This window comes from Caulobacter sp. (assembly GCF_965279145.1).
Taxonomy (GTDB): domain Bacteria; phylum Pseudomonadota; class Alphaproteobacteria; order Caulobacterales; family Caulobacteraceae; genus Caulobacter.
On the sequence record NZ_OZ257139.1, the window covers coordinates 3,699,861 to 3,718,606 of the forward strand.

Genomic DNA, 18,746 nt, shown 5'->3' on the forward strand with positions numbered 1-18,746 from the left:
ATGTTTCGTCGCGCTTTGGCGCGTGCGCAGCTTGATCGGCGCCCGCTGTTTCTCACCACCACCCTGACCCTGTTGGTCGCCGCTCAGGCCCAGGCCGCCGGCTCGGGCATGCCCTGGGAAGAACCGCTGCAGCAGGTCCTGGAGTCCGTGCAAGGGCCGGTCGCCAAGATCATCGCCGTCCTGGTGATCATCAGCACCGGTCTGGCCCTGGCCTTCGGCGAGACCAGCGGCGGCTTTCGCAAGCTGATCCAGATCGTCTTCGGGCTCAGCATCGCCTTTGCCGCTTCCAGCTTCTTCCTGTCGTTCTTCAGCTTCGGCGGCGGGGCCCTGATCGCATGACCGGGCCGGCCACCTCTTCGGGCGCTGGGATCTCGGGCTTCGAGATCCCGCTGCATCGGGCGCTGACCGCCCCGATCCTGCTGGGCGGCGCGCCGCGGTCGATCGCCATCCTCAACGGCACCCTCGCGGGAGCCTTGGGCCTGGGTCTCCAGCAATGGATCCCAGGTCTGGTGGTGTGGGTGATCGGCCATAGCCTGGCGGTGTTCGCCGCCAAGCGGGATCCGGACTTCGCGCCGGTCCTGATGCGCCACCTGCGCCAGAAGGGGTGGCTGCGATGCTGAACCTTCGCGAATACCGCGACACGGCCGATCGCCTGGCCGATCACCTGCCTTGGGCGGCGCTGGTCGCCCCCGGCGTCGTGCTCAACAAGGACGGCGGCTTCCAGCGGACCTTCCGGTTTCGCGGTCCAGACCTCGAAAGCGCCACCGAGGCCGAGCTGGTCGCCGTCTGCGCCCGGGCCAACAACGCCCTCAAGCGCCTGGGCAGCGGCTGGGCGCTGTTCTTCGACGCCGATCGCACAACTGCCTTGGGTTATCCGGACAGCGACTTTCCGGACGCCGCCTCCTGGCTGGTGGATGAGGAGCGGCGCGGCGGCTTTGACGGGCGGCGGGGTGAGCTTTTTGAGACCCGCTGCCACCTGACCTTCTTCTATCTGCCGCCGGCCGACCAGGTCAGTCGGGCCGAGCGCGCCCTGATCGAGCGCGAGGCCGACCGCCAGGGGCGCGATTGGCGCCAGGAATTGCGGGCCTTCATCGCCCAGACCGACAGGATCCTGGATCTGCTGTCGGGCTTCATGCCGCTGATCCGTCCGCTGGACGACGCCGAGACCCTGACCTTCCTGCACGCGGCGATCTCGACCAAACGCCATCGCGTCGCCGTCCCCGAGACGCCGATGTACCTGGACGGCCTTCTGGTCGACACCCCGTTCAGCGGCGGGATCGAACCGCGGCTGGGCGACCAGCATCTGCGAACGGTGACGGTGCTGGGTTTTCCCAACACCACGCGGCCAGGGCTGCTCGACGCCCTGAACCACCAGGGCTTAGCCTATCGCTGGACCACCCGGTTCATCGCCCTGGACAAGCCCGACGCGGCCAAGGCCCTGGGGCGCATCCGCCGCCAGTGGTTCAACAAGCGAAAATCCGTCGTCCAGATCCTGCGCGAGGTGATCAGCAACGAGCCCGTGCCGCTGACCGACAGCGACGCGGACAACCAGCTGGCCGACGCCGACCTGGCTTTGCAAGAGCTAGGCGGGGACTTGGTCGCCTTTGGCTACCTGACCACGACCATCACCGTGATGGACGCCGATCGCGAGGCCGCCGAGGAGAAGGTGCGCCAGGTCGAACGCATCCTGGGCGGCCTTGGCTTCACCGCCATGCGCGAGCAGGTCAATGCGGTCGAGGCCTGGCTGGGCTCGCTGCCAGGCCAGGTCTACGCCAATGTGCGCCAGCCGCTGGTCCACACGCTGAACCTGGCTCACCTGATGCCGCTGTCGTCGGTCTGGGCGGGGCAGGCGGGCAACGCCCATCTCAAGGGCCCGCCGACCTTCTATGCCGTGACCAGCGGTTCGACGCCGTTTCGCTATTCGACCCATCTGGAAGATGTCGGCCACCAACTACACGCCGGTCCTACGGGCGCGGGCAAGTCGGTGTTGCTGGCGCTGCTGGAGTTTCAGTTTCGGCGCTACCCCGGCGCCCAGGTCTACGTCTTCGACAAGCGCTTCTCCTCGCGCGCGGCGGTGCTGGCTATGGGCGGGCGTCACCATGGCCTTGCGGCGGACGCGGGCCTTGCCTTCCAGCCGCTTCGGCAGATCGACGATCCGGGCGAACGGGCTTGGGCGATCGAGTGGCTGTGCGATCTGATCGCCAACGAGAACGTCCTCGTCACGCCCGCGATCAAGGAGACGCTCTGGTCGGCGTTGGGAAGCCTGGCCAGCGCCCCGCCCGCCGAGCGGACCCTGACCGGCCTGTCGATGCTGTTGCAGTCGAACGACCTGAAAATGGCCCTGGCGCCGTACACGCTCGATGGACCGTTCGGCCGGCTCTTGGACGCGGCCGAGGACGGTTTGGATCTTAGCGACGTCCAGTGCTTCGAGACTGACACACTGATCAAGACGCCGACGGTCGTCGCGCCGGTCCTGACCTACCTCTTCCATCGGCTAGAGGCGCGGTTCGATGGCCGTCCCACCCTGATGGTGCTCGACGAGGCGTGGAAATTTCTGGACACGCCCCTGTTCGCCGCCCGCATCCGCGAATGGCTCAAGGAACTGCGCAAGCGCAACGTCGCGGTGATCTTCGCCACCCAGTCGCTGGCCGACATCGTCGACAGTCCGATCATGCCGGCGATCATCGATGGCTGCCCGCAGCGCATCTTCTTGGCCAACGACCGGGCGATCGAGCCGTTGTCGCGCAAGGTCTACGAGGGTTTGGGCCTCAATGAGCGCCAGATCGAGCTGATCGCCCGCGCGACGCCCAAGCGCCACTACTACCTGCAATCGCGCCTAGGCAATCGCCTGTTCGAGCTGGGTCTCGGGCCCGTGGCCCTGGCGCTGTGTGGCGCGTCTGACCCCTCGGTGCAGGCCCAGATCGACCAGGTCCTGGCCGAGCATGGTGAGGCCGGCTTCGCGGCAGGCTTCCTGGCCGCCCGGGGTCTGCCCTGGGCCAGCGCCCTAGTCGCCCAATTCGTCCTTCCAACCCCCTCAAAGGAGATCACGCCATGACCCGGCGTCCCTTCACCACGCTCGTCTGCGTCGCGGGCCTCGCTATCGCGCCGCTCGCGGGCCTGACCCCGCCGGCCAGCGCTCAGCTGACCGTCTATGATCCGGCCAACTACGTGCAAAATCTGCTGACGGCGGCGCGGACCCTCCAGCAGGTCAACAACCAGATCCAGGCCCTGCAGAACCAGGCGACGATGCTGCAGAACATGGCTCGCCAGCTGAAGTCGCTCGACTACAACTCGTTGACCTCGATCACCACGGCGCTCAAGCGCATCGACGGCTTGATGGGCCAAGCCCAGGGCATGGCCTTCACCCTGACCTCGACACAAGGCGTGCTGGCCTCGGTGTTTCCCTCGGTTCTTGCCGCCGACGCCACCACCGGCCAGCGCCTGCTTGACGCCCAGGCTCAAGCCAAGCTGGCGCTGGACGGCTACCGCCAGGCCCTGCAGGTCCAGGCCCAGGTCGTCGAGAACGTCCAGGCCGACGGCGATTTGATCAGCGCGCTGGTCGGCCAAAGCCAGGGCGCGACGGGACAGCTGCAGGCTCAGCAGGCCGCCAACCAGCTCCAGGCCCTGGCGGTTAAGCAGGACCAGCAGTTGCAGACCCTGATCGCCGCCCAGTACCGCGCCGACGCCCTGGAGCGCGCCCGCCAAGCCCAGGCCCTGCAGTCCGGTCAGATGGCCACGCGCCAGTTCATCGGCTCGGCCTCGGCCTACACGCCGCAATAGCGGTCCTCCCAACCTCTAACGAAAGGCCGCCGCCGTGGACGTCGCGCCCGACCTCAACATCATCGACCGCATGATGGCGGCCTTCATCGCCTACATCGACAGCGGCTTTGGGCTGCTGGGGCCGCACGTCAATTCGATGTCCTCGGTGCTGATCGCCCTGGACGTCACCCTGGCTGCGCTCTGGTGGGCGCTGGAAGGCGACGACAACGTTCTGGGGCGGCTGATCAAAAAGGTCCTCTATGTCGGGGCCTTCGCCTTCATCCTGGGCAACTTCAAATCGCTCAGCGAGGCGATCTTCAAGTCGTTCGCCCAACTCGGCGTGACGGCTGGGGGCGGCGGCATCTCGACCGAGGATCTGCTGCGTCCGGGCAAGCTGGCCAGTGTCGGCTTCAGCGCCGCCCATCCGTTGCTGGACAAGGCCAGCCAGTTGATGGGCTTTCCGGAGTTCTTCGCCAACGCCCTGACGATCTTCGTGCTGCTGCTGGCCTGGGTGCTGGTGGTTCTGGCCTTCTTCGTCATGGCCATCCAGCTGCTGGTCACCGTCCTGGAGTTCAAGCTGACCTGCCTGGCCGGCTTTTCGCTGGTTCCGTTCGCCTTCTGGAACAAGTCCAGTTTCCTGGCCGAGCGCGTGCTGGGCAACGTTATCTCCAGCGGCGTCAAGATCATGGTCTTGGGCGTGATTGTCGGCATCGGCGCCGGCTTCTTCGACACCTTCCTATCCTCGCTCGGCTCCGATCCGGACCTCTCTGCCGCCATGACCCTGGTGCTGGGCGCCCTGACCTTGGCCGGCCTGTCGATCTTCGGCCCGGCGATCGCCTCGGGCCTGGTCTCCGGCGCGCCTCAACTGGGCGCGGGCGCTGCGGTCGGCACCGCGGCCGGCGCGGCCATGCTCGGCGGCGGCGCGGCCATGCTCGGCGCCCGGGCGCTCGGCATGGCCGGAGCCGGCGGCCTGGCGGCGGTGCGTGCGGGCGCTTCGATGGGTGCGGGCGCCAGCGCCGCCTACCAGCTTCGCCAAGCGACCTCCGGCGCCACCGGCATGGCGGGCGTCGCGTCCGGCCTCAGCGGCGTTGGCCGCGCGGTCGGGGGCGCGGCGATCAATGGCGCGCGCGACAGGGCCGGCCGCGCCGGCGCGGCATTGCAGGAGAGCGCCCAGGGCGGCCGCGCCGCGGCCTGGAAGGCCACGGGCGGCACGAGCCCTGTGTCGGGCGGCGGCGAGGCGGCAGCTTCCGGCGCCCAGGCGTCGTCCGCGTCGACCCCGCCCGCCTGGGCCAAGAACCTGCGCCCCAACCATGCCGGCATGGGGCACCACGCCGCCGTTCAAACCCTCAAGGAGGGCGACCGTCCCGGCGCCCCCGCCAACCCCGATCTCAGCCAGGAGGATTGAGCCATGCGCTTTTCGCGCACGCTGCAACGCTATGGGGTAACGCCGCCGCCCGAGACGCCCTACCAGGCCGCTGGCCAGCTCTGGGACCAGCGCATCGGCTCCGCGCGCGTCCAGGCTCACAACTGGCGGCTGGCCTTCTTCGGCATGTTCGCGCTCAGCTGTGGGCTGGCCGGCGGCAACGTCCTGCAGGCCACGCAAAGCAAGATCACCCCCTATGTCGTCGAGGTCGACCGGCTGGGTGAGGTCAGGGCCGTCGGCCCAGCCGAGCAGGACTACCAGCCCAGCGACGCGGAGATCGCCCGCGACCTTCGCCAGTTCATCGTCAATGTCCGGTCCCTGTCCTCCGACGGCGTGGTCGTGCGCGAGCGTTGGAACCAGGCCTACGACTACGCCACCAAGACCGGCCAGGCGTTCCTGGACACCTATGCCCGGGGCGTGCAGCCGCTTCAGGGCTTTGGCCAGAAGACTGTTCTGGTTCAGCCGACCAGCGTGGTGCGGGCCACCAAGACCTCGTTCCAGGTGCGGTGGACCGAGCAGACCTTCGAGCGCGGGGCGCTGTCCAAGACCGAGCGCTGGACCGCGATCCTGACCCTCAAGCGCCAGAAGCCCAAGACCCGGGCCCAGCTCGAGCGCAATCCGCTCGGTCTCTATGTCGATGGCGTCGATTGGGCCCAGGAGGCCGACGGCACGCCCGCGGCACCCGCGCCGCCTTCCTCGCCAGCCTTTGCGACGACAACGGCCGCTCCAACGCCATCGCCGCTTCCCACCATCCCAGGAGAGCCCCAGCCATGACCGCCAAGACCATGCTTGCGTTGGCGTGCGCCTGCGCCTTGAGCGCCTGCGTCCATCCCAAGTCCCCGCCGCCCGCCATTGTCTACGACGCGGCGGCTTTCCTCCCGGCCAAGGTCGCGCCCGAGCCGCCCAAGCCCGTGATGATTGTCGAGGTGCCCAAGCCGCTGCCTTTGCCGGGTCAGCTCTTGCCGCCGCCGACCGTGCGCTCGGAAGCGGTATCGCCGCGCTGTCGGATCGACGCGGCCAATCGCGCCGCGACCCAGGAGCCGACAACGGCGGGCTACATCAATGCGGTCCAAGTCTATCCCTGGACCGAGGGGGCGCTCTACCGGCTGTACACCGCGCCCGAACGGGTCAGCGACGTCGCGCTCGAACCCGGTGAGCAGTTGGTCGCCGTCTCGGCGGGCGACACCGTCCGCTGGATCATCGGCGACACCACGAGCGGGGCCGGGGAGACGCGGCAGGTCCACCTGCTGGTCAAGCCCTTCGCCGTCGGCCTGACCACCAACATGGTGATCACCACCGATCGCCGGACCTATCATTTGGCCCTGAGCAGCACTGACGCCACGGCGATGGCGGCGGTCTCCTGGACCTATCCTCAGGATCGCTTGTTGGCGCTGAAGCGGCAAAACGCGGCCGCCGAAGCCGCCGCGCCGGCCGCCGACAATGTCGCCGTCGAGCAGCTTCGATTCCGCTACGCCATCACCGGCGATACGCCGCCCTGGCGGCCGGTGCGGGTCTTCGACGACGGCCAAAAGGTCTATATCGAGTTTCCCGCTCGGCTGGACCAGGGCGAAGCGCCGCCGCTGTTCGTGGTCGGCCCCTTGGGCGAGAGCCAGCTCGTCAATTATCGGGTTCGCGGCAACCGCTACATCGTCGACAGGCTGTTCGCCGCCGCCGAACTGCGTTTGGGCCAGGCGCCCCAGCAGGTGGTTCGCATCAGTCGCACCGATGCGCCCAACGCGGGAGCCAAGTCATGAACACGCCGCGCGAAGACGGTGTGGCTGCGGCTCCCGAGAGCCACAAGGCGCCGCCGGAGACCCTGACCCTGCGGGCCAAGCCCCGGTCTGTGGTGAAGTTCCGCCGTGGGCTGGTGATCGGCACGGCCGCTGTGGGCGCCCTGGCCCTCGCGGGCTTCGGATGGATGGCGCTGAGCGCCAAGGCGGTTCACCTCGGTAGGCCCGCAGACGATCCGTCCGTCGAAGATCGAGCCTCATCGCGCGACGCGGTCGCCGCCTTGCCAAAGGATTACACGGCGCCCAAGCTCGGTCCGCCCTTGCCGGGCGATCTGGGACGCGCCGTGCTCGACCAGCAGCGCCGGGATCGCGTCGAAGTCTCGCCGCCCGTCAGTTCGACGTCCACGCCGGCAGATCAGGCTGCCGAGGCGGAACGTCAGCGCCTTGCGGCCCAGGCCCATCAGGCGCGGGAGTCCGGCGTCATGGTGCAAGCGACCGCGCGGGGAGCAGGGGAGACGGCGAGCGCCGGCGCTGTCGCCGCCACGCCGGTCACGGCGCCCTCATCCCCTGGCGGCGAGGCGCAGGGCAAGCAAGCCTTCGTCGAGAAAGCCGGACCGGCCGAGATCCACAACGCTCACCAGTTGGAAGGCCCGCGTTCGCCCTATCAGCTCATGGCCGGGAGCATCATCGCCGCCAGCTTGATCACCGGCCTAGACTCCGACCTTCCGGGCCAAGTCATCGCCCAGGTCACCGAGCCGGTCTACGACACCGCCACAGGCGCATATCTGCTCATCCCACAGGGGGCGCGGCTGATTGGCGTCTATGACAGTGTCGTGGCTTTCGGCCAGACCCGGGCGCTGCTGGTCTGGCAGCGTCTGATCCTCCCCGATGGCTACTCGATCCAGCTGGACAACCTGCCGGCTACCGACGCGGCCGGTTATGCGGGCCTAGCCGACAAGGTCGATTTTCATACCTGGCAGCTTCTCAAGGGCGTGGGCCTATCGACCCTCCTGGGCGTGGGCACGGAAATCAGCTTCGGCGACGACGAGAGTGATCTGGTCCGCGCCATCCGCCAGTCGACCCAGCAGAGCGCCTCCCAGGCTGGTCAGCAGGTCGTGTCCAAGCAGCTCGATGTGCAGCCAACCATCCGAGTTCGGCCAGGCTGGCCTCTGCGCGTCATCGTCCACAAGGACCTAACCCTGCGCCCCTGGCGCGCTTGAAGGAGACGGGGCCATGAAGCTCGCGAAACTTCCAGATCGAAATCCGGTGAGACTGACCATCAGTGTGTTGCCGGACCTGAATGCGCGGCTCGCCGCCTATGCCGAGGCTTACAAGGCCACGTATGGCGAGGCCGCCAGCGTGACCGATCTCATCCCTGCCATGCTTGAGCTCTTTCTTGACAGTGATCGCACCGTCGCGACCGGCCGCAAGGCCGAAGCCAAGGCGAGGGCCTGAAGATGGCGGTCATCGGCGAGTTTAAGCCCAGCAGGACAGGCGGGTGGGAAGGTGACATCCGAACGCTGTGCGCCAACGCCAAAGTCCGTCTGGAGCCCAACGACAATCGCAGCCACCCCAACGCGCCGGCGTTTCGGGTCATGACCGGTTCGGCGCATTTGGGTGATGCCTGGGAACATCGTTCCCGAGGCGACGCGCCCAGGACCTACTACCGCGTCAGTCTGGATGACCCGTTTCTCGACGCCCCGATTTGGGCGACGCTTTTCCTCGACGCCGAGGGTTTGAACGCCCAGCTGGTTTGGACGCGGCCGCCCAAGCCCAAGGAGCGGAGTCCGTCGGACTCGAAGGTCGATGACCCCACGCCAAAGGCATCGCTTCAGGCGGAGGTCTCTGAACACATTCAATCATGAAATCAGCCGCTAGGGCGGCCTTCTTCACCTGATCGCGGCCAGGCCCAGAAGCGCTTGGACCGCCCAACCCCAATCTCCAGAGGTGGATCATGCCGGATACAGAATTTGCCCGCTACGTTGATACCCGCGAGGCCGCGCACCTGATTGGTCTGTCGCCCCGCACCCTTGAAAAGTATCGGACTTGCGGAGCCGGTCCGGCCTATCGCAAGATCGGCGGGCGCGTGGTCTATCGCCAGGCTGATCTGGAGGCCTGGGCCGAACAGGGCGCGCGGCGCACCACGCATGACGCCGACAGGACCGCAATTTCTCACCATGGCTAAGGGCGTTCAGGAGGCGGTCTTGAGTTCTTGCAGCGCCCTTTTGCCGACCGGCCAGCGTTGACCGGCGCAGGCGATCGAGAGTGGTCAGCTTATAACGGCTGGAGAAATGGCGCCTATGTACCGCCCGACCAGATGCGATACGCTCAGGGAATGGTTGACCGAGATCCCCATCTTGACGCCTGGGCCATCGAGCAGATCCAGCAAACCCAGGCGCGCGCTGAGCACAAGACCTGGGGTCTTGGGCTGCCGGAAGACGAGCCTTGGCCTGGCGCAGGCGCCGTTTCGATCGAGGCCGAGGACAACCGGCAGGGCAAGCGCGCTCTGTTTTTGACGGCGCGGCCCGTTCGTCTAGGCCAAGTCGAGCTCATCGCCGAACTGACCACCCAGGCGGCGGGCAAGGATCGCCAGCATCGTAAACTCGTAAACCTGACGGCCTCGCCTGATGCGCTACGCGATTTCGCGCGCATGCTTCTTGAGGCTGCCGACGAGGGGGATCGAAATCGGCCTCGCCCCAAGTCCGTGCGCTAGTCTTCCGGATCCTCGTCTCGCTTTAGGCGCGCCGCCGCCTTGTGCACCGAAGCGGCCTTGATGTGGGTGTAGCGCCGCAGCATTTTCCAGTCCTTGTGGCCAGTGATCAGGGCGACTTGCTCGATCTTCAGACCGGCTTCGAAGAAGCGGCTGGTGCCCTCGTGGCGCATGTCATGGAAGACGAGGTCTTCGATCTCCAACTTGGCCGTGGTTCGCGTGAACGCGGCGCTTACGGACTTGCCATTGTAGGGAAAGATCCGGTCGTCGAAGTTGCTGCGGAACGCGCGCTGCTCCTCGATCAATGCGATCGGATCGTAGCCGCTCAGGTCGATCAGCGGGATGCGCTGGTTGTTGCCGTACTTGTCTCGCGGGTCTTTGCGATCCCGGATGAGAACCGTCTTGGCGCGAGCATCGTAGTCGCTCCAGGTAATCCGGCAGATCTCGTCCTGGCGCATGGCGGTGGCGATCGCGAACTTGATGATCCGGCTCATCGGGTTCTGCTGCCAGGGATTTTCGTCGAAGCTCTTGAAGAGCGTCTCCAGCTCTTCTTCCGTGGGCCGGCGATCGCGCTCCTGGCTTTTGCCGACTAGGCCCAGGTGCTTGAGCGCCTGGCGACCCATTTCGATCGGCTCGATCTTGGTCTCTATCTCATGGACGGCGGACGCGTGGACGAGCACGAGCTTGATGGCGCCGATATACATACTGAGGGTGACGGGGCCAGCGCCGCCTCGCGCACGCTCGCGACCGAAGTCGATAATGAACTTGCGATCGAGCTCGGCGAACTTGCGATGCCCCATGGCGCGCCGGAGCAGGAGGAGGGTGTCCAGCTTGGTGCGCCCGATCGGTTTGCCCACCTCTCTGAGATCGTCCAGGTGCAGGTCGATCAGGTGCGCGAACGTCGTCTTGTTGGCGATGTGCGTCTTCTTGGGCGCGGCGCCCTTGTCGATGGCGCTCTCCTGAGCCGTAGCCCAGCGCCTCGCGTCATCGCGAAATTTGAATGTCTCGCTTATATAGCGACCCTTCCGACGGATAATGGCTCGCCAAGATCCCGAGGGCAGATTCACAAAGGTGGCCATTTTCGTGTACGCCAAGTGAACAGTGAGGCGTCGTATCGTAGAGAAAAACTGCGTAGGGATGCGTATTCCTGGCGGTTTTCAAAACGATCTAACTCGTTGATTGTGTGATAAAAAATATGGAATTTCAAGCACATAGATTTTCTATTGCGCCAATGATGGACTGGAGCGACCGGCATTGCCGGTCGTTGCATCGCGCCCTGTCGGGACGGGCGCTGCTGTATTCCGAAATGGTGACCAGCGGCGCGGTGGTTCATGGCGATCGGGAAAAGCTGCTTGGCTTCGATGCGGACCAGCATCCGGTCGCGCTGCAACTGGGCGGATCCGATCCGTCAGAGTTGGCCCTCGCCGCGAAGATCGGGGAGGATTTCGGCTACGACGAGATCAATCTGAATGTCGGCTGTCCGTCCGATCGGGTGCAGAGCGGCCGGTTCGGCGCCTGCCTGATGCGCGAACCGCGACTGGTCGCCGACTGCATGGCGGCGATCAGGGACGCCGTCGCGGTTCCGGCGACGGTGAAGTGTCGCATCGGCGTCGACGACCAGGATCCGGAAGAGAGCCTGTTCGCCCTGGTCGACGCCAGCGCCGCCGCCGGGATCGACAGCTTCGTGGTCCACGCCCGCAAGGCCTGGCTGAAGGGGCTGTCGCCCAAGGAGAACCGCGACATTCCGCCGCTGGATTATGAACTTGTCTACCGGCTCAAGCGCGAGCGTCCGGCCCTGACCATCGTGATCAACGGCGGCATCACCGATCTCGACGCCGCCGAGGCCCACCTTGAGCATGTGGAAGGCGTGATGCTGGGCCGCTCGGCCTATCATGAGCCCGGCCTGCTGGGGGCCGTGGATCGCCGGATCTTCGGGGAGGGCGTCGCCGACGTCTCGGAGTTCGAGGCGGTGGAGCGCTTCAAGCCCTATATCGCCGAGAAGCTGGCGGCGGGCGTGCATCTGGCGGCGATGAGCCGCCACATGCTGGGCCTTTTCCATGGCCTGCCCGGCGCGCGGGCGTGGCGCCGCATCCTGACCGTCGAGGGCGTGCCCGCAGGCGCCGGGCTCGAGGTCGTCGACCGTGCGCTGGACGCTGTGCGTCAGGCGCTGGAAGCCCGGGAAGCCAGAGCCGTGGAGGCCGCTTCCGCCTAGGGGTGCAGGATCAGGGCGCGGGGCGTGGCTTCAAAGCGCGACAGGCGGCCCAGATAGCTCATGCCCAGCAATGAAGTCTCGAGGCCCTTCTCGATAACCAGGGCGTCGACATCGCGAACCCGGGCGCCGGCGATGGCGACGCTGGCCAACTTGACCGAGGCGGCGCGGGTGCGGCCGTCCGCGGTGATGACGCTGTAGTCATAGGTCAGTTTGCTGGTGTCGATGCCCAGGCGCTGGGCGTCGGCCATGCTGAGCGAGACGGCTGTCGCGCCGGTGTCGACCAGGAACCGCACGGCCTTGCCGTCAACCGACGCCTCGGCCCAGAAGTGACCGTCGGCGTCCTTGTTGATCTGGGCCGCGCCGTCGGATCCGCCCAAGGTCGCGCTCGCGGCCGTCGGCGCGCGGAATTCCGGATGACGCAGATCATCCAGGGACACCACGGCCTTGGCGGCGCCAACCGCTGAAAGCGCGCCTACCATCGCGATCGCCGCGAACTTGAACATCGAAGACACCCCGCCATACAGGCTTTGTGACCGTTTCTTCGGTCGTTGAGATCGACCATAGCGGCGCAGGCGTTTTCAAGCCGTGAATCAGGCTCTTGAATTTTCAACTGGGTTAATCAACATATAATGGTGGTCTCCAGTTGCTAAGGGGATTGAATATTAAACTATTTTAATGCGTTTCATGTCTTGGATTTAACTTCAAGATTGCTGTGCGCAGCGGTATCCCTCCGGCCAGAAACACAAAGTGGCTTATCGAGGGAACACGCCATGAAAATGCTCACTATCGCCGTCGTCGCGGTGTCGGCGCTGGCCGGCGCTGCTCAGGCCGCGCCCATCACCAACCTGCAATACCTGCAAGCCGCGCGCTGCCGGGGCCTCGCCGCCTCGGAAGGTCTTGGCAAGCTGGACACCGCCGCGATCGACGCCTTCCTGAGGACCGAGGGCTCGGCGCGCGATCTCGCCGTGCGGACTTCCGCCGTCAACAGGATGACCTCGGCCATGAACGAGGCCAACAAGGCCGAAGGCGGCAAGAAGGAAAAGCTGCTGGCCGAGCGCGGCTCGCAATGCGGCGAGTGGCTGGCCGCCCGATAGCCTCAGGACTGGTCGGCCGTCAGGCTGGCCAACGGGTCGGGGCGATCGGGCAGGGCGGCCATGATGTCCGCTCTCTCCTGGTCGCCCAACTTCGCCCAGCCGGCGATCTCCGGCAGGGTGCGGCGGCAGCCGAGACAGTATCCGGTGCGGCCGTCCACGGCGCAGACCTTCACGCAGGGCGTGACGATCGGGCGGGGCGGTTGAGCGGCGGAGTTCATCGTTTCCAATCTTCTTCGTTCGGTCGGCGGGACGCAAGTCTCGGCGAGACGGCGGAGTCATGTCTCAAACCCAGGAGAGACCGTCATGCGCAAGCTTATTCTATCGGCCGTCGCCGCTTCGGCCGCCTTGGCCGCCAGCGTCGCCCCGGCCTTCGCGGCCGACGCCCGCTGGACCGACGCCCAGTATCTTCGCGCCAGCCGTTGCGTCGGCCTGGCCCAGTCCGAGGCGCTGGGCGCGGTCGATGCGTCGGTCCTGGTCAACGCGCTCAAGGTCCAGGCGCGCGGCCGCGAGAGCTCGATCACCGATCGCGGCGCCTCGCTGCGCGCCGACGCCCTCCGTCAGGGCAAGACCAAGGACGAGGCGCGGAAGGCCTCGCTGCTGGCCGAGCGCGCGGACGCCTGCGGGACCTATCTGGCCAGCTGATCTAGCAATTGGGCGCGGGCCTCTTTAAGTCCGCGCCCATGACCGCTTCTCCGTTCGACGACATCCGCGCCCTGGCCTACGCTCCTCCGGCGCCCGACGCGACGCCCGCCCTGGCTCAGGCTGATAGGCTGGGCGAGATCTCGGCCTGGCTGACGGCCTGGACGGGCAAGACCCCGCCAGTCGTCAATCGTCCGGTCATCGCGCTGTATGCGGGCGCGCGGCAGGGTGTCGGGCCGCGCGGCTATGCGCGAGATCGCCTGGAGGCCGTGGCCTCTGGCGGCGCCACGGTTTGCCGTCTGGCCGGCGCGCAGGGCGCGGGCCTGGAAGCCTTCGATCTCGCCGTTGATCGTCCCACGCCCAACGCCGTCGACAAGGCCGCGATGAGCGAGAAGGAATGCGCCGCCACCATGGCCTTCGGCATGGAGGCCCTGGCCAAGCAGCCCGACCTGCTGGTCCCCGGCGTCATCGCCGCAGAGAGCGACATGATCGCCTCCAGCCTCGCCCTGGCCCTGTTCGGCGGCGACGCGAGCGATTGGACCGAAGCGCCAGACCTGGTGGTCGCCGCCGTCGAGAGGGCGCGAGAAGAGGGCGGTCTCGATGACCCCCTGCAGGTCCTGCGGCAGTTGGGCGGACGGGAGACCGCCGCCGTCGCCGGCGCCATCCTGGCCGCGCGCGTACAGAAGATTCCGGTGCTGCTGGACGGCTACGCCGCCTGCGCCGCCGCCGCCGTGCTGGCCCGTGTCGATCCCGACCTGATCTCGCACTGCCTGGCCGCCCATGTCGGCGCCGCGAAAGGTCATGCTCGCCTGCTGCGGGCCCTCGACAAGCGCCCGGTTCTGGCGCTCGATATCGTCGACGAGGAAGGGGTGGGCGGCGCCAGCGCCCTGGCTCTCGTCAGGCTGGCTTGCGAGGCTCGCTAGGGCGGGCGGGGCGCGGTAACTGAACGCGGATCATATTCGCTTCCGTTGACGCTAACGTCATCTTTCCAAACGCTCGTTCGACATCTATCGTGGCGCCCGACACAACAAATCGGCCCTCCTCAAAAGAGGCCGAAACCGGGAGCCCGCCATGAATCTCGATTTCTCGCCCGAGGACGTCGCCTTCCGCGACGAAGTCCGCGCCTTCATCGCCGAGAACTATCCGGCCGGCCTGCGTGAAAAGCAGGAAGAGGGCGAGGAAATGGCCAAGGAGGACTTCCTGGCCTGGCACAAGGTGCTGGCCAAGAAGGGCTGGGTCGCTCCCGCCTGGCCCGAAAAGTTCGGCGGTCCGGGCTGGACCTCGGTTCAGCGCTACATCTGGTCGGAAGAGACCGCCCGCGCCGACTGCGTGCCGATCCTGCCTTTCGGCATCAACATGGTCGGGCCGGTGATCTACACCTTCGCCACGCCCGAGCAGAAGGAGCGGTTCCTGCCGCAGACCCTGTCGGGCGACATCTGGTGGTGCCAGGGCTATTCCGAGCCGGGCGCGGGTTCCGACCTGGCCAGCCTCAAGACCAAGGCCGAGCGCTTCACCGGCGACGACGGCAAGGAATACTATCTGGTCAATGGCCAGAAGACCTGGACCACCCTGGCCCAGCACGCCGACTGGATCTTCTGCCTGGTCCGCACCGACCCCACCGCCAAGATCCAGGAAGGCATTTCGTTCCTGCTGATCGACATGAAGTCGCCGGGCGTCACCGTGCGTCCGATCATCACCCTGGGCGGCGAGCACGAGGTCAACGAAGTCTGGCTCGAGAACGTCAAGGTGCCGGTCGAGAACCGCATCTTCGACGAGAACAAGGGCTGGACCTGCGCCAAGTTCCTGCTGGCCCACGAGCGTTCCGGCATCGCCGGCGTCGCGCGCTCCAAGCGCGGCATCGAGCGCATCCGCGCCATCGCCTCGACGGAACTGTCGGACGAAGGCGACAGCCTGCTGGCCGATCCGGCGTTCAAGCGCAAGGTCGCCGAGCTCGAGATCGACCTCACGGCGCTGGAGTTCACCGAACTGCGCACCCTGGCGGGTGAAGCGGCCGGCAAGGGCCCCGGCCCGGAGTCGAGCGTCCTGAAGATCAAGGGCACCGAGATCCAGCAGCGCATCACCGAACTGGTGCTGGAAGCGGCCGGGCACTATGGCGCGCCTTATTTCCGGGGCTTCCCGAACGATGGCGACAACGCCCATCCGATCGGTCCGGAGTTCAGCCACCGCGCCGCGCCGACCTATTTCAACGTCCGCAAGACGTCGATCTACGGCGGGTCCAACGAGATCCAGCGCAACATCATCGCCAAGATGGTGCTGGGGCTCTAGCCAAAAAGCCTGTCATCCCGGACGCGCCGATGGCGCGATCCGGGATCGCCCAATTCACAGACCTTGAAGGTCCCGGCTCTCCGCTCCGCTGCGGCCGGGATGACAAAGAAAAAAGAACGGAAACCCTGGGATGGATTTCAACTTCACCGAAGAGCAGTCGATGGTCCGCGATACGGTCGCGAGCTTCCTGCAGGACAAGTACGACTTCGAGACCCGCCGCAAGATCGTGGCCTCCGAGGCCGGCTGGCGCGCCGATCACTGGAAAGCCTTCGCCGAGGAGCTGGGCATCCTGGGCGCCTCGTTCAGCGAAGAGCTGGGCGGCCTGGGCGGCGGCGCCGTCGACAACATGATCATCATGGAAGAGTTCGGCAAAGCCCTGGTCATCGAGCCCTATCTGGGCACGGTTGTGATCGGCGGCGGCTTCATGAAGCACTCGGGCTATGCCGGCGCGTCTAGCGTCATCGAGGGCATCATCGGCGGCACGACCACCATCGCCTTCGCCTATGCCGAACCGCAGGGCCGCTACACCTGGCGTGACCTGAAGACGACCGCCAAGAAGGACGGCTCGGGCTACATTCTCAACGGCCACAAGGCCGTCGTGGTCGGCGCACCGTTCGCCACCCACCTGATCGTCACCGCCCGCACCGGCGGCGCCCAGCGCGACGCCGGCGGCGTCTCGGTGTTCCTGGTCGACAAGAGCCTGCCGGGCATCGTCACCCGCGACTATCCGACCGTCGATGGCAACCGCGCCTCGGAAGTCTATTTCGAGAACGTCTCGATCCCGGCCGACGCCCTGATCGGCGGCGAGGGCGAAGGTCTGCCGCTGGTGGACAAGGTGATCGACGAGGCCACGGCCGCCGTCGGCGCCGAGGCGACCGGCGTGCTGCGCAAGCTGCATGAAAACACGCTGGACTATGCTCGCCAGCGCAAGCAGTTCGGCACCGCCATCGCCAACTTCCAGGTGCTGCAGCACCGGATGGTCGACATGTTCATCAATGTCGAGCAGGCGGTTTCGATGACCTACATGGCCACCATCAAGATCGACGAGGATGACGCCACGCGCGCCAAGGCCGTCTCGGCCATGAAGGTCCAGATCGGTCGGGCCTGCAAGTTCGTCGGGCAGAACGCCATCCAGATCCATGGCGGCATGGGCATGACCGACGAGCTGGCCATCGGCCACTATTTCAAGCGCGCCTCGATCATCGAGGGCCTGTTCGGCTCGGTGGACCACCACCTGAAGCGCTACGAAGGCCTGTCCTTCGACGCGGCCGCATAGGGCGCGGGAGCCGTCTGGGCGACTTCGCCCACGGAACATCGGTTCGGAACAAGGAAATCGCCTGCGTCATCCCGACGCAGGCGATTTTTCTTTGTCGGCCTGGCTCGGGGCGATTGAGCGTTGGGTTGCGTAACCCCTTGCCCCCAAGGGCCTTATCGCAAAGCGAAAACGCCAATAACATCTGTATAAAGATAAAATTACAGATGAAATTCTGCCGATTGTCCGCAGGCTGATACCATCCTTATACGGACTAAAAGATGCTTGCGAGGCCCACAATTTGGCGCATGCTTTCCCATGACGCGCTGACGACTAGGAGGGGAACGCCCCTGTAAGCCGCGCGCGTCTCCTGGTCCCACTGGCCTGTCTGGGAGACGCCGCCATGACTGTATCGAAGATGAACCACGCCATGCTTTCGTTCGCCCTGCTGGGCGGCATGTTGGTCGGAGGGCGCTCGACGCCGAAGCCGCCGGCTTCGCCGTCGCGGCCTTCAAGGCAGAAATAGTTCAAGTCGCCATAGCGTAGAGGAGGGGCGGTCCGCATCGCGCGGACCGCCCCTTGTCGTATCAGGGCTTGGCGGCCGTGTTGCAGTCGGCGATTCCGGCGTCGTCCAGTGCTTCGCCGCGGTAGTTGAAGGACACCACGGCGCCGAGTTCCGCGGCAACCTTGCGGCAGGCGCGACCGATCGGCAGCGACTTGACCTGCGGCGAGGCGCAAATATCGCCATTGCAGCGCCATATGGCGCCATCCTGGATCAGGCTGGGAACCTTGGCGGGCGCCTTGAGCTTGAGAACCGCGCCTTCAGCGGCGAAAGCGCCGGTCGACAGGGCGGAGGCCGCGACGAGCGCGGTGAGAAAGATACGCATGACAGTTTCCTTTATCCCCTTGGTCGACGGGGAGGTCGACCAAGTCAGAAAGTGCATTGCGTTTGGAAACTAAGTCAACAGGCGAACGCTTGTTTGAGGCCCGCTTTGATAGAATTCCGCGTCCCATGACAAGAGGGCCGGGATGACATCTTCTGCGGTCTCGACGGAACGCCAGGTCTGCGCCAGCGCCGGCGGCGTCAGCCCCTCGTCGATGGTGTGCTGAAGCAGGGTGAACAGCGGATTCCAGAAGCCCCGCGGATTGTGGAAGACGATCGGCTTCTGATGCAGGTCCAGGCGCCGCCAGGACAGAAGCTCGATGATCTCCTCCAGCGTGCCGATGCCGCCGGGCAGCACGACGAAGGCGTCGGCCCGTTCGAACATCAGCATCTTCCGCTCGTGCATGTTGGCGACGACAATTGTCTCGACGTCGTCGAAGGGCTGCTCCCGACCGGTCAGGAACTGGGGGATGATGCCCAGCACCCGGCCGCCGGCCTCATGAGCGCCGCGCGCGGTCGCCCCCATCAGGCCCACGCCGCCGCCGCCATAGATCAGCTTCAGGCCCGCCTGGGCGAAGCTGGCGCCGATCTCGCCGGCGGCGGCGATGAAGGCGGGGTCGGCGTCATTGGAGGAACCACAATAGACGCAGACGGAGTCCAGGCGCCTAGACTCATCGGGCATCGTCGTTCACTCCAGCAAAAGAAAAGGCGCGCCTTGGTCGCGCGCCGCCTATGTACAGCCGGCGCGGTCCGTCGCG

The 18,746-nt window shown here is 66.3% G+C and carries 24 protein-coding genes; 19 read left to right on the forward strand and 5 right to left on the reverse strand.

Translation table 11 applies throughout. The features are described from left to right. The 12 genes from ACQY9P_RS17235 (at position 1) to ACQY9P_RS17290 (ending at position 9,625) form a co-directional block, all read left to right on the forward strand. Positions 1 to 339 carry a TrbC/VirB2 family protein gene (locus tag ACQY9P_RS17235; RefSeq protein WP_421737989.1) on the forward strand — a complete coding sequence of 113 codons (339 nt, stop codon included), beginning with the start codon at positions 1 to 3 and terminating at the stop codon, positions 337 to 339. Then, the gene (locus ACQY9P_RS17240) at positions 336 to 620 is read left to right on the forward strand and encodes a VirB3 family type IV secretion system protein (protein ID WP_421737988.1); all 285 of its coding nucleotides are present in this window, start codon (positions 336 to 338) and stop codon (positions 618 to 620) included. Before ACQY9P_RS17235 ends, ACQY9P_RS17240 begins: the two co-directional genes overlap by 4 nt. Beyond that, positions 614 to 3,055: a conjugal transfer protein TrbE gene (trbE, locus tag ACQY9P_RS17245; protein WP_421737987.1), complete on the forward strand. Its 2,442-nt coding sequence runs from the start codon at positions 614 to 616 to the stop codon at positions 3,053 to 3,055. Before ACQY9P_RS17240 ends, trbE begins: the two co-directional genes overlap by 7 nt. After that, a complete protein-coding gene (gene trbJ / locus ACQY9P_RS17250; RefSeq protein ID WP_421737986.1) occupies positions 3,052 to 3,780 on the forward strand; it encodes a P-type conjugative transfer protein TrbJ in 729 nt (242 codons plus the stop codon). The genes trbE and trbJ overlap by 4 nt, the downstream gene beginning before the upstream one ends. A 34-nt stretch (positions 3,781 to 3,814) precedes the next feature. Next, entirely contained in the window at positions 3,815 to 5,164 is a 1,350-nt protein-coding gene (trbL, locus tag ACQY9P_RS17255; RefSeq protein ID WP_421737985.1) for a P-type conjugative transfer protein TrbL, read from the forward strand. A 3-nt stretch (positions 5,165 to 5,167) separates the two neighbouring features. Continuing rightward, on the forward strand, positions 5,168 to 5,956 hold the full coding sequence (trbF, locus tag ACQY9P_RS17260) for a conjugal transfer protein TrbF (RefSeq protein WP_421737984.1): 789 nt from the start codon (positions 5,168 to 5,170) through the stop codon (positions 5,954 to 5,956). Continuing rightward, positions 5,953 to 6,936, forward strand: a complete 984-nt coding sequence (gene trbG, locus ACQY9P_RS17265; RefSeq protein WP_421737983.1) for a P-type conjugative transfer protein TrbG — start codon at positions 5,953 to 5,955, stop codon at positions 6,934 to 6,936. The genes trbF and trbG overlap by 4 nt, the downstream gene beginning before the upstream one ends. Continuing rightward, positions 6,933 to 8,132 carry a TrbI/VirB10 family protein gene (locus ACQY9P_RS17270; protein WP_421737982.1) on the forward strand — a complete coding sequence of 400 codons (1,200 nt, stop codon included), beginning with the start codon at positions 6,933 to 6,935 and terminating at the stop codon, positions 8,130 to 8,132. The genes trbG and ACQY9P_RS17270 overlap by 4 nt, the downstream gene beginning before the upstream one ends. 13 nt (positions 8,133 to 8,145) lie before the next feature. Then, positions 8,146 to 8,367 (forward strand): DUF2274 domain-containing protein, encoded by a 222-nt coding sequence (locus ACQY9P_RS17275; RefSeq protein WP_421737981.1) that lies wholly within the window; start codon positions 8,146 to 8,148, stop codon positions 8,365 to 8,367. Positions 8,368 to 8,369: 2 nt separating this feature from the next. Continuing rightward, positions 8,370 to 8,777 (forward strand): DUF736 domain-containing protein, encoded by a 408-nt coding sequence (locus ACQY9P_RS17280; RefSeq protein ID WP_421737980.1) that lies wholly within the window; start codon positions 8,370 to 8,372, stop codon positions 8,775 to 8,777. Between the two features lie 89 nt (positions 8,778 to 8,866). Then, the gene (locus ACQY9P_RS17285) at positions 8,867 to 9,097 is read left to right on the forward strand and encodes a helix-turn-helix transcriptional regulator (RefSeq protein WP_421737979.1); all 231 of its coding nucleotides are present in this window, start codon (positions 8,867 to 8,869) and stop codon (positions 9,095 to 9,097) included. A 27-nt stretch (positions 9,098 to 9,124) separates the two neighbouring features. Next, positions 9,125 to 9,625 (forward strand): hypothetical protein, encoded by a 501-nt coding sequence (locus ACQY9P_RS17290; protein WP_421737978.1) that lies wholly within the window; start codon positions 9,125 to 9,127, stop codon positions 9,623 to 9,625. Here the strand turns inward: ACQY9P_RS17290 and ACQY9P_RS17295 are convergent. After that, the gene (locus ACQY9P_RS17295; RefSeq protein ID WP_421737977.1) at positions 9,622 to 10,701 is read right to left on the reverse strand and encodes a site-specific integrase; all 1,080 of its coding nucleotides are present in this window, start codon (positions 10,699 to 10,701) and stop codon (positions 9,622 to 9,624) included. The two genes, ACQY9P_RS17290 and ACQY9P_RS17295, sit on opposite strands and share 4 nt — an antisense overlap. A gap of 116 nt (positions 10,702 to 10,817) precedes the next feature. On the opposite strand from ACQY9P_RS17295, the gene dusA reads away from it, so the two are divergent. Next, on the forward strand, positions 10,818 to 11,834 hold the full coding sequence (dusA, locus tag ACQY9P_RS17300; RefSeq protein ID WP_421737976.1) for a tRNA dihydrouridine(20/20a) synthase DusA: 1,017 nt from the start codon (positions 10,818 to 10,820) through the stop codon (positions 11,832 to 11,834). On the opposite strand, the gene ACQY9P_RS17305 is transcribed toward dusA, so the two are convergent. Further along, positions 11,831 to 12,346, reverse strand: coding sequence for a TIGR02281 family clan AA aspartic protease (locus ACQY9P_RS17305; RefSeq protein ID WP_421737975.1), 516 nt, complete (start codon positions 12,344 to 12,346; stop codon positions 11,831 to 11,833). The two genes, dusA and ACQY9P_RS17305, sit on opposite strands and share 4 nt — an antisense overlap. 258 nt (positions 12,347 to 12,604) lie before the next feature. Between ACQY9P_RS17305 and ACQY9P_RS17310 the strand changes: the two genes are divergently transcribed. Further along, positions 12,605 to 12,928 carry a hypothetical protein gene (locus tag ACQY9P_RS17310; protein ID WP_421737974.1) on the forward strand — a complete coding sequence of 108 codons (324 nt, stop codon included), beginning with the start codon at positions 12,605 to 12,607 and terminating at the stop codon, positions 12,926 to 12,928. A 2-nt stretch (positions 12,929 to 12,930) separates the two neighbouring features. Here the strand turns inward: ACQY9P_RS17310 and ACQY9P_RS17315 are convergent, their stop codons facing one another. Then, positions 12,931 to 13,146, reverse strand: a complete 216-nt coding sequence (locus tag ACQY9P_RS17315) for a DUF1289 domain-containing protein (protein ID WP_421737973.1) — start codon at positions 13,144 to 13,146, stop codon at positions 12,931 to 12,933. An 85-nt stretch (positions 13,147 to 13,231) separates the two neighbouring features. Between ACQY9P_RS17315 and ACQY9P_RS17320 the strand changes: the two genes are divergently transcribed. From ACQY9P_RS17320 to ACQY9P_RS17340, 5 genes are all read left to right on the forward strand, one after another. Next, the gene (locus tag ACQY9P_RS17320) at positions 13,232 to 13,570 is read left to right on the forward strand and encodes a hypothetical protein (RefSeq protein ID WP_421737972.1); all 339 of its coding nucleotides are present in this window, start codon (positions 13,232 to 13,234) and stop codon (positions 13,568 to 13,570) included. A gap of 38 nt (positions 13,571 to 13,608) precedes the next feature. Beyond that, on the forward strand, positions 13,609 to 14,490 hold the full coding sequence (locus tag ACQY9P_RS17325; RefSeq protein WP_421737971.1) for a nicotinate-nucleotide--dimethylbenzimidazole phosphoribosyltransferase: 882 nt from the start codon (positions 13,609 to 13,611) through the stop codon (positions 14,488 to 14,490). A 148-nt stretch (positions 14,491 to 14,638) separates the two neighbouring features. After that, on the forward strand, positions 14,639 to 15,853 hold the full coding sequence (locus ACQY9P_RS17330; RefSeq protein WP_421737970.1) for an acyl-CoA dehydrogenase family protein: 1,215 nt from the start codon (positions 14,639 to 14,641) through the stop codon (positions 15,851 to 15,853). Between the two features lie 130 nt (positions 15,854 to 15,983). Continuing rightward, positions 15,984 to 17,129 (forward strand): acyl-CoA dehydrogenase family protein, encoded by a 1,146-nt coding sequence (locus tag ACQY9P_RS17335; protein ID WP_421737969.1) that lies wholly within the window; start codon positions 15,984 to 15,986, stop codon positions 17,127 to 17,129. 364 nt (positions 17,130 to 17,493) lie between these two features. Then, the gene (locus ACQY9P_RS17340; protein WP_421738311.1) at positions 17,494 to 17,631 is read left to right on the forward strand and encodes a hypothetical protein; all 138 of its coding nucleotides are present in this window, start codon (positions 17,494 to 17,496) and stop codon (positions 17,629 to 17,631) included. 61 nt (positions 17,632 to 17,692) lie between these two features. Here the strand turns inward: ACQY9P_RS17340 and ACQY9P_RS17345 are convergent, their stop codons facing one another. Beyond that, entirely contained in the window at positions 17,693 to 17,992 is a 300-nt protein-coding gene (locus tag ACQY9P_RS17345; protein WP_421737968.1) for a CC_3452 family protein, read from the reverse strand. Between the two features lie 69 nt (positions 17,993 to 18,061). Then, entirely contained in the window at positions 18,062 to 18,670 is a 609-nt protein-coding gene (locus tag ACQY9P_RS17350; protein ID WP_421737967.1) for a TIGR00730 family Rossman fold protein, read from the reverse strand. Positions 18,671 to 18,746 lie beyond the last annotated feature (76 nt).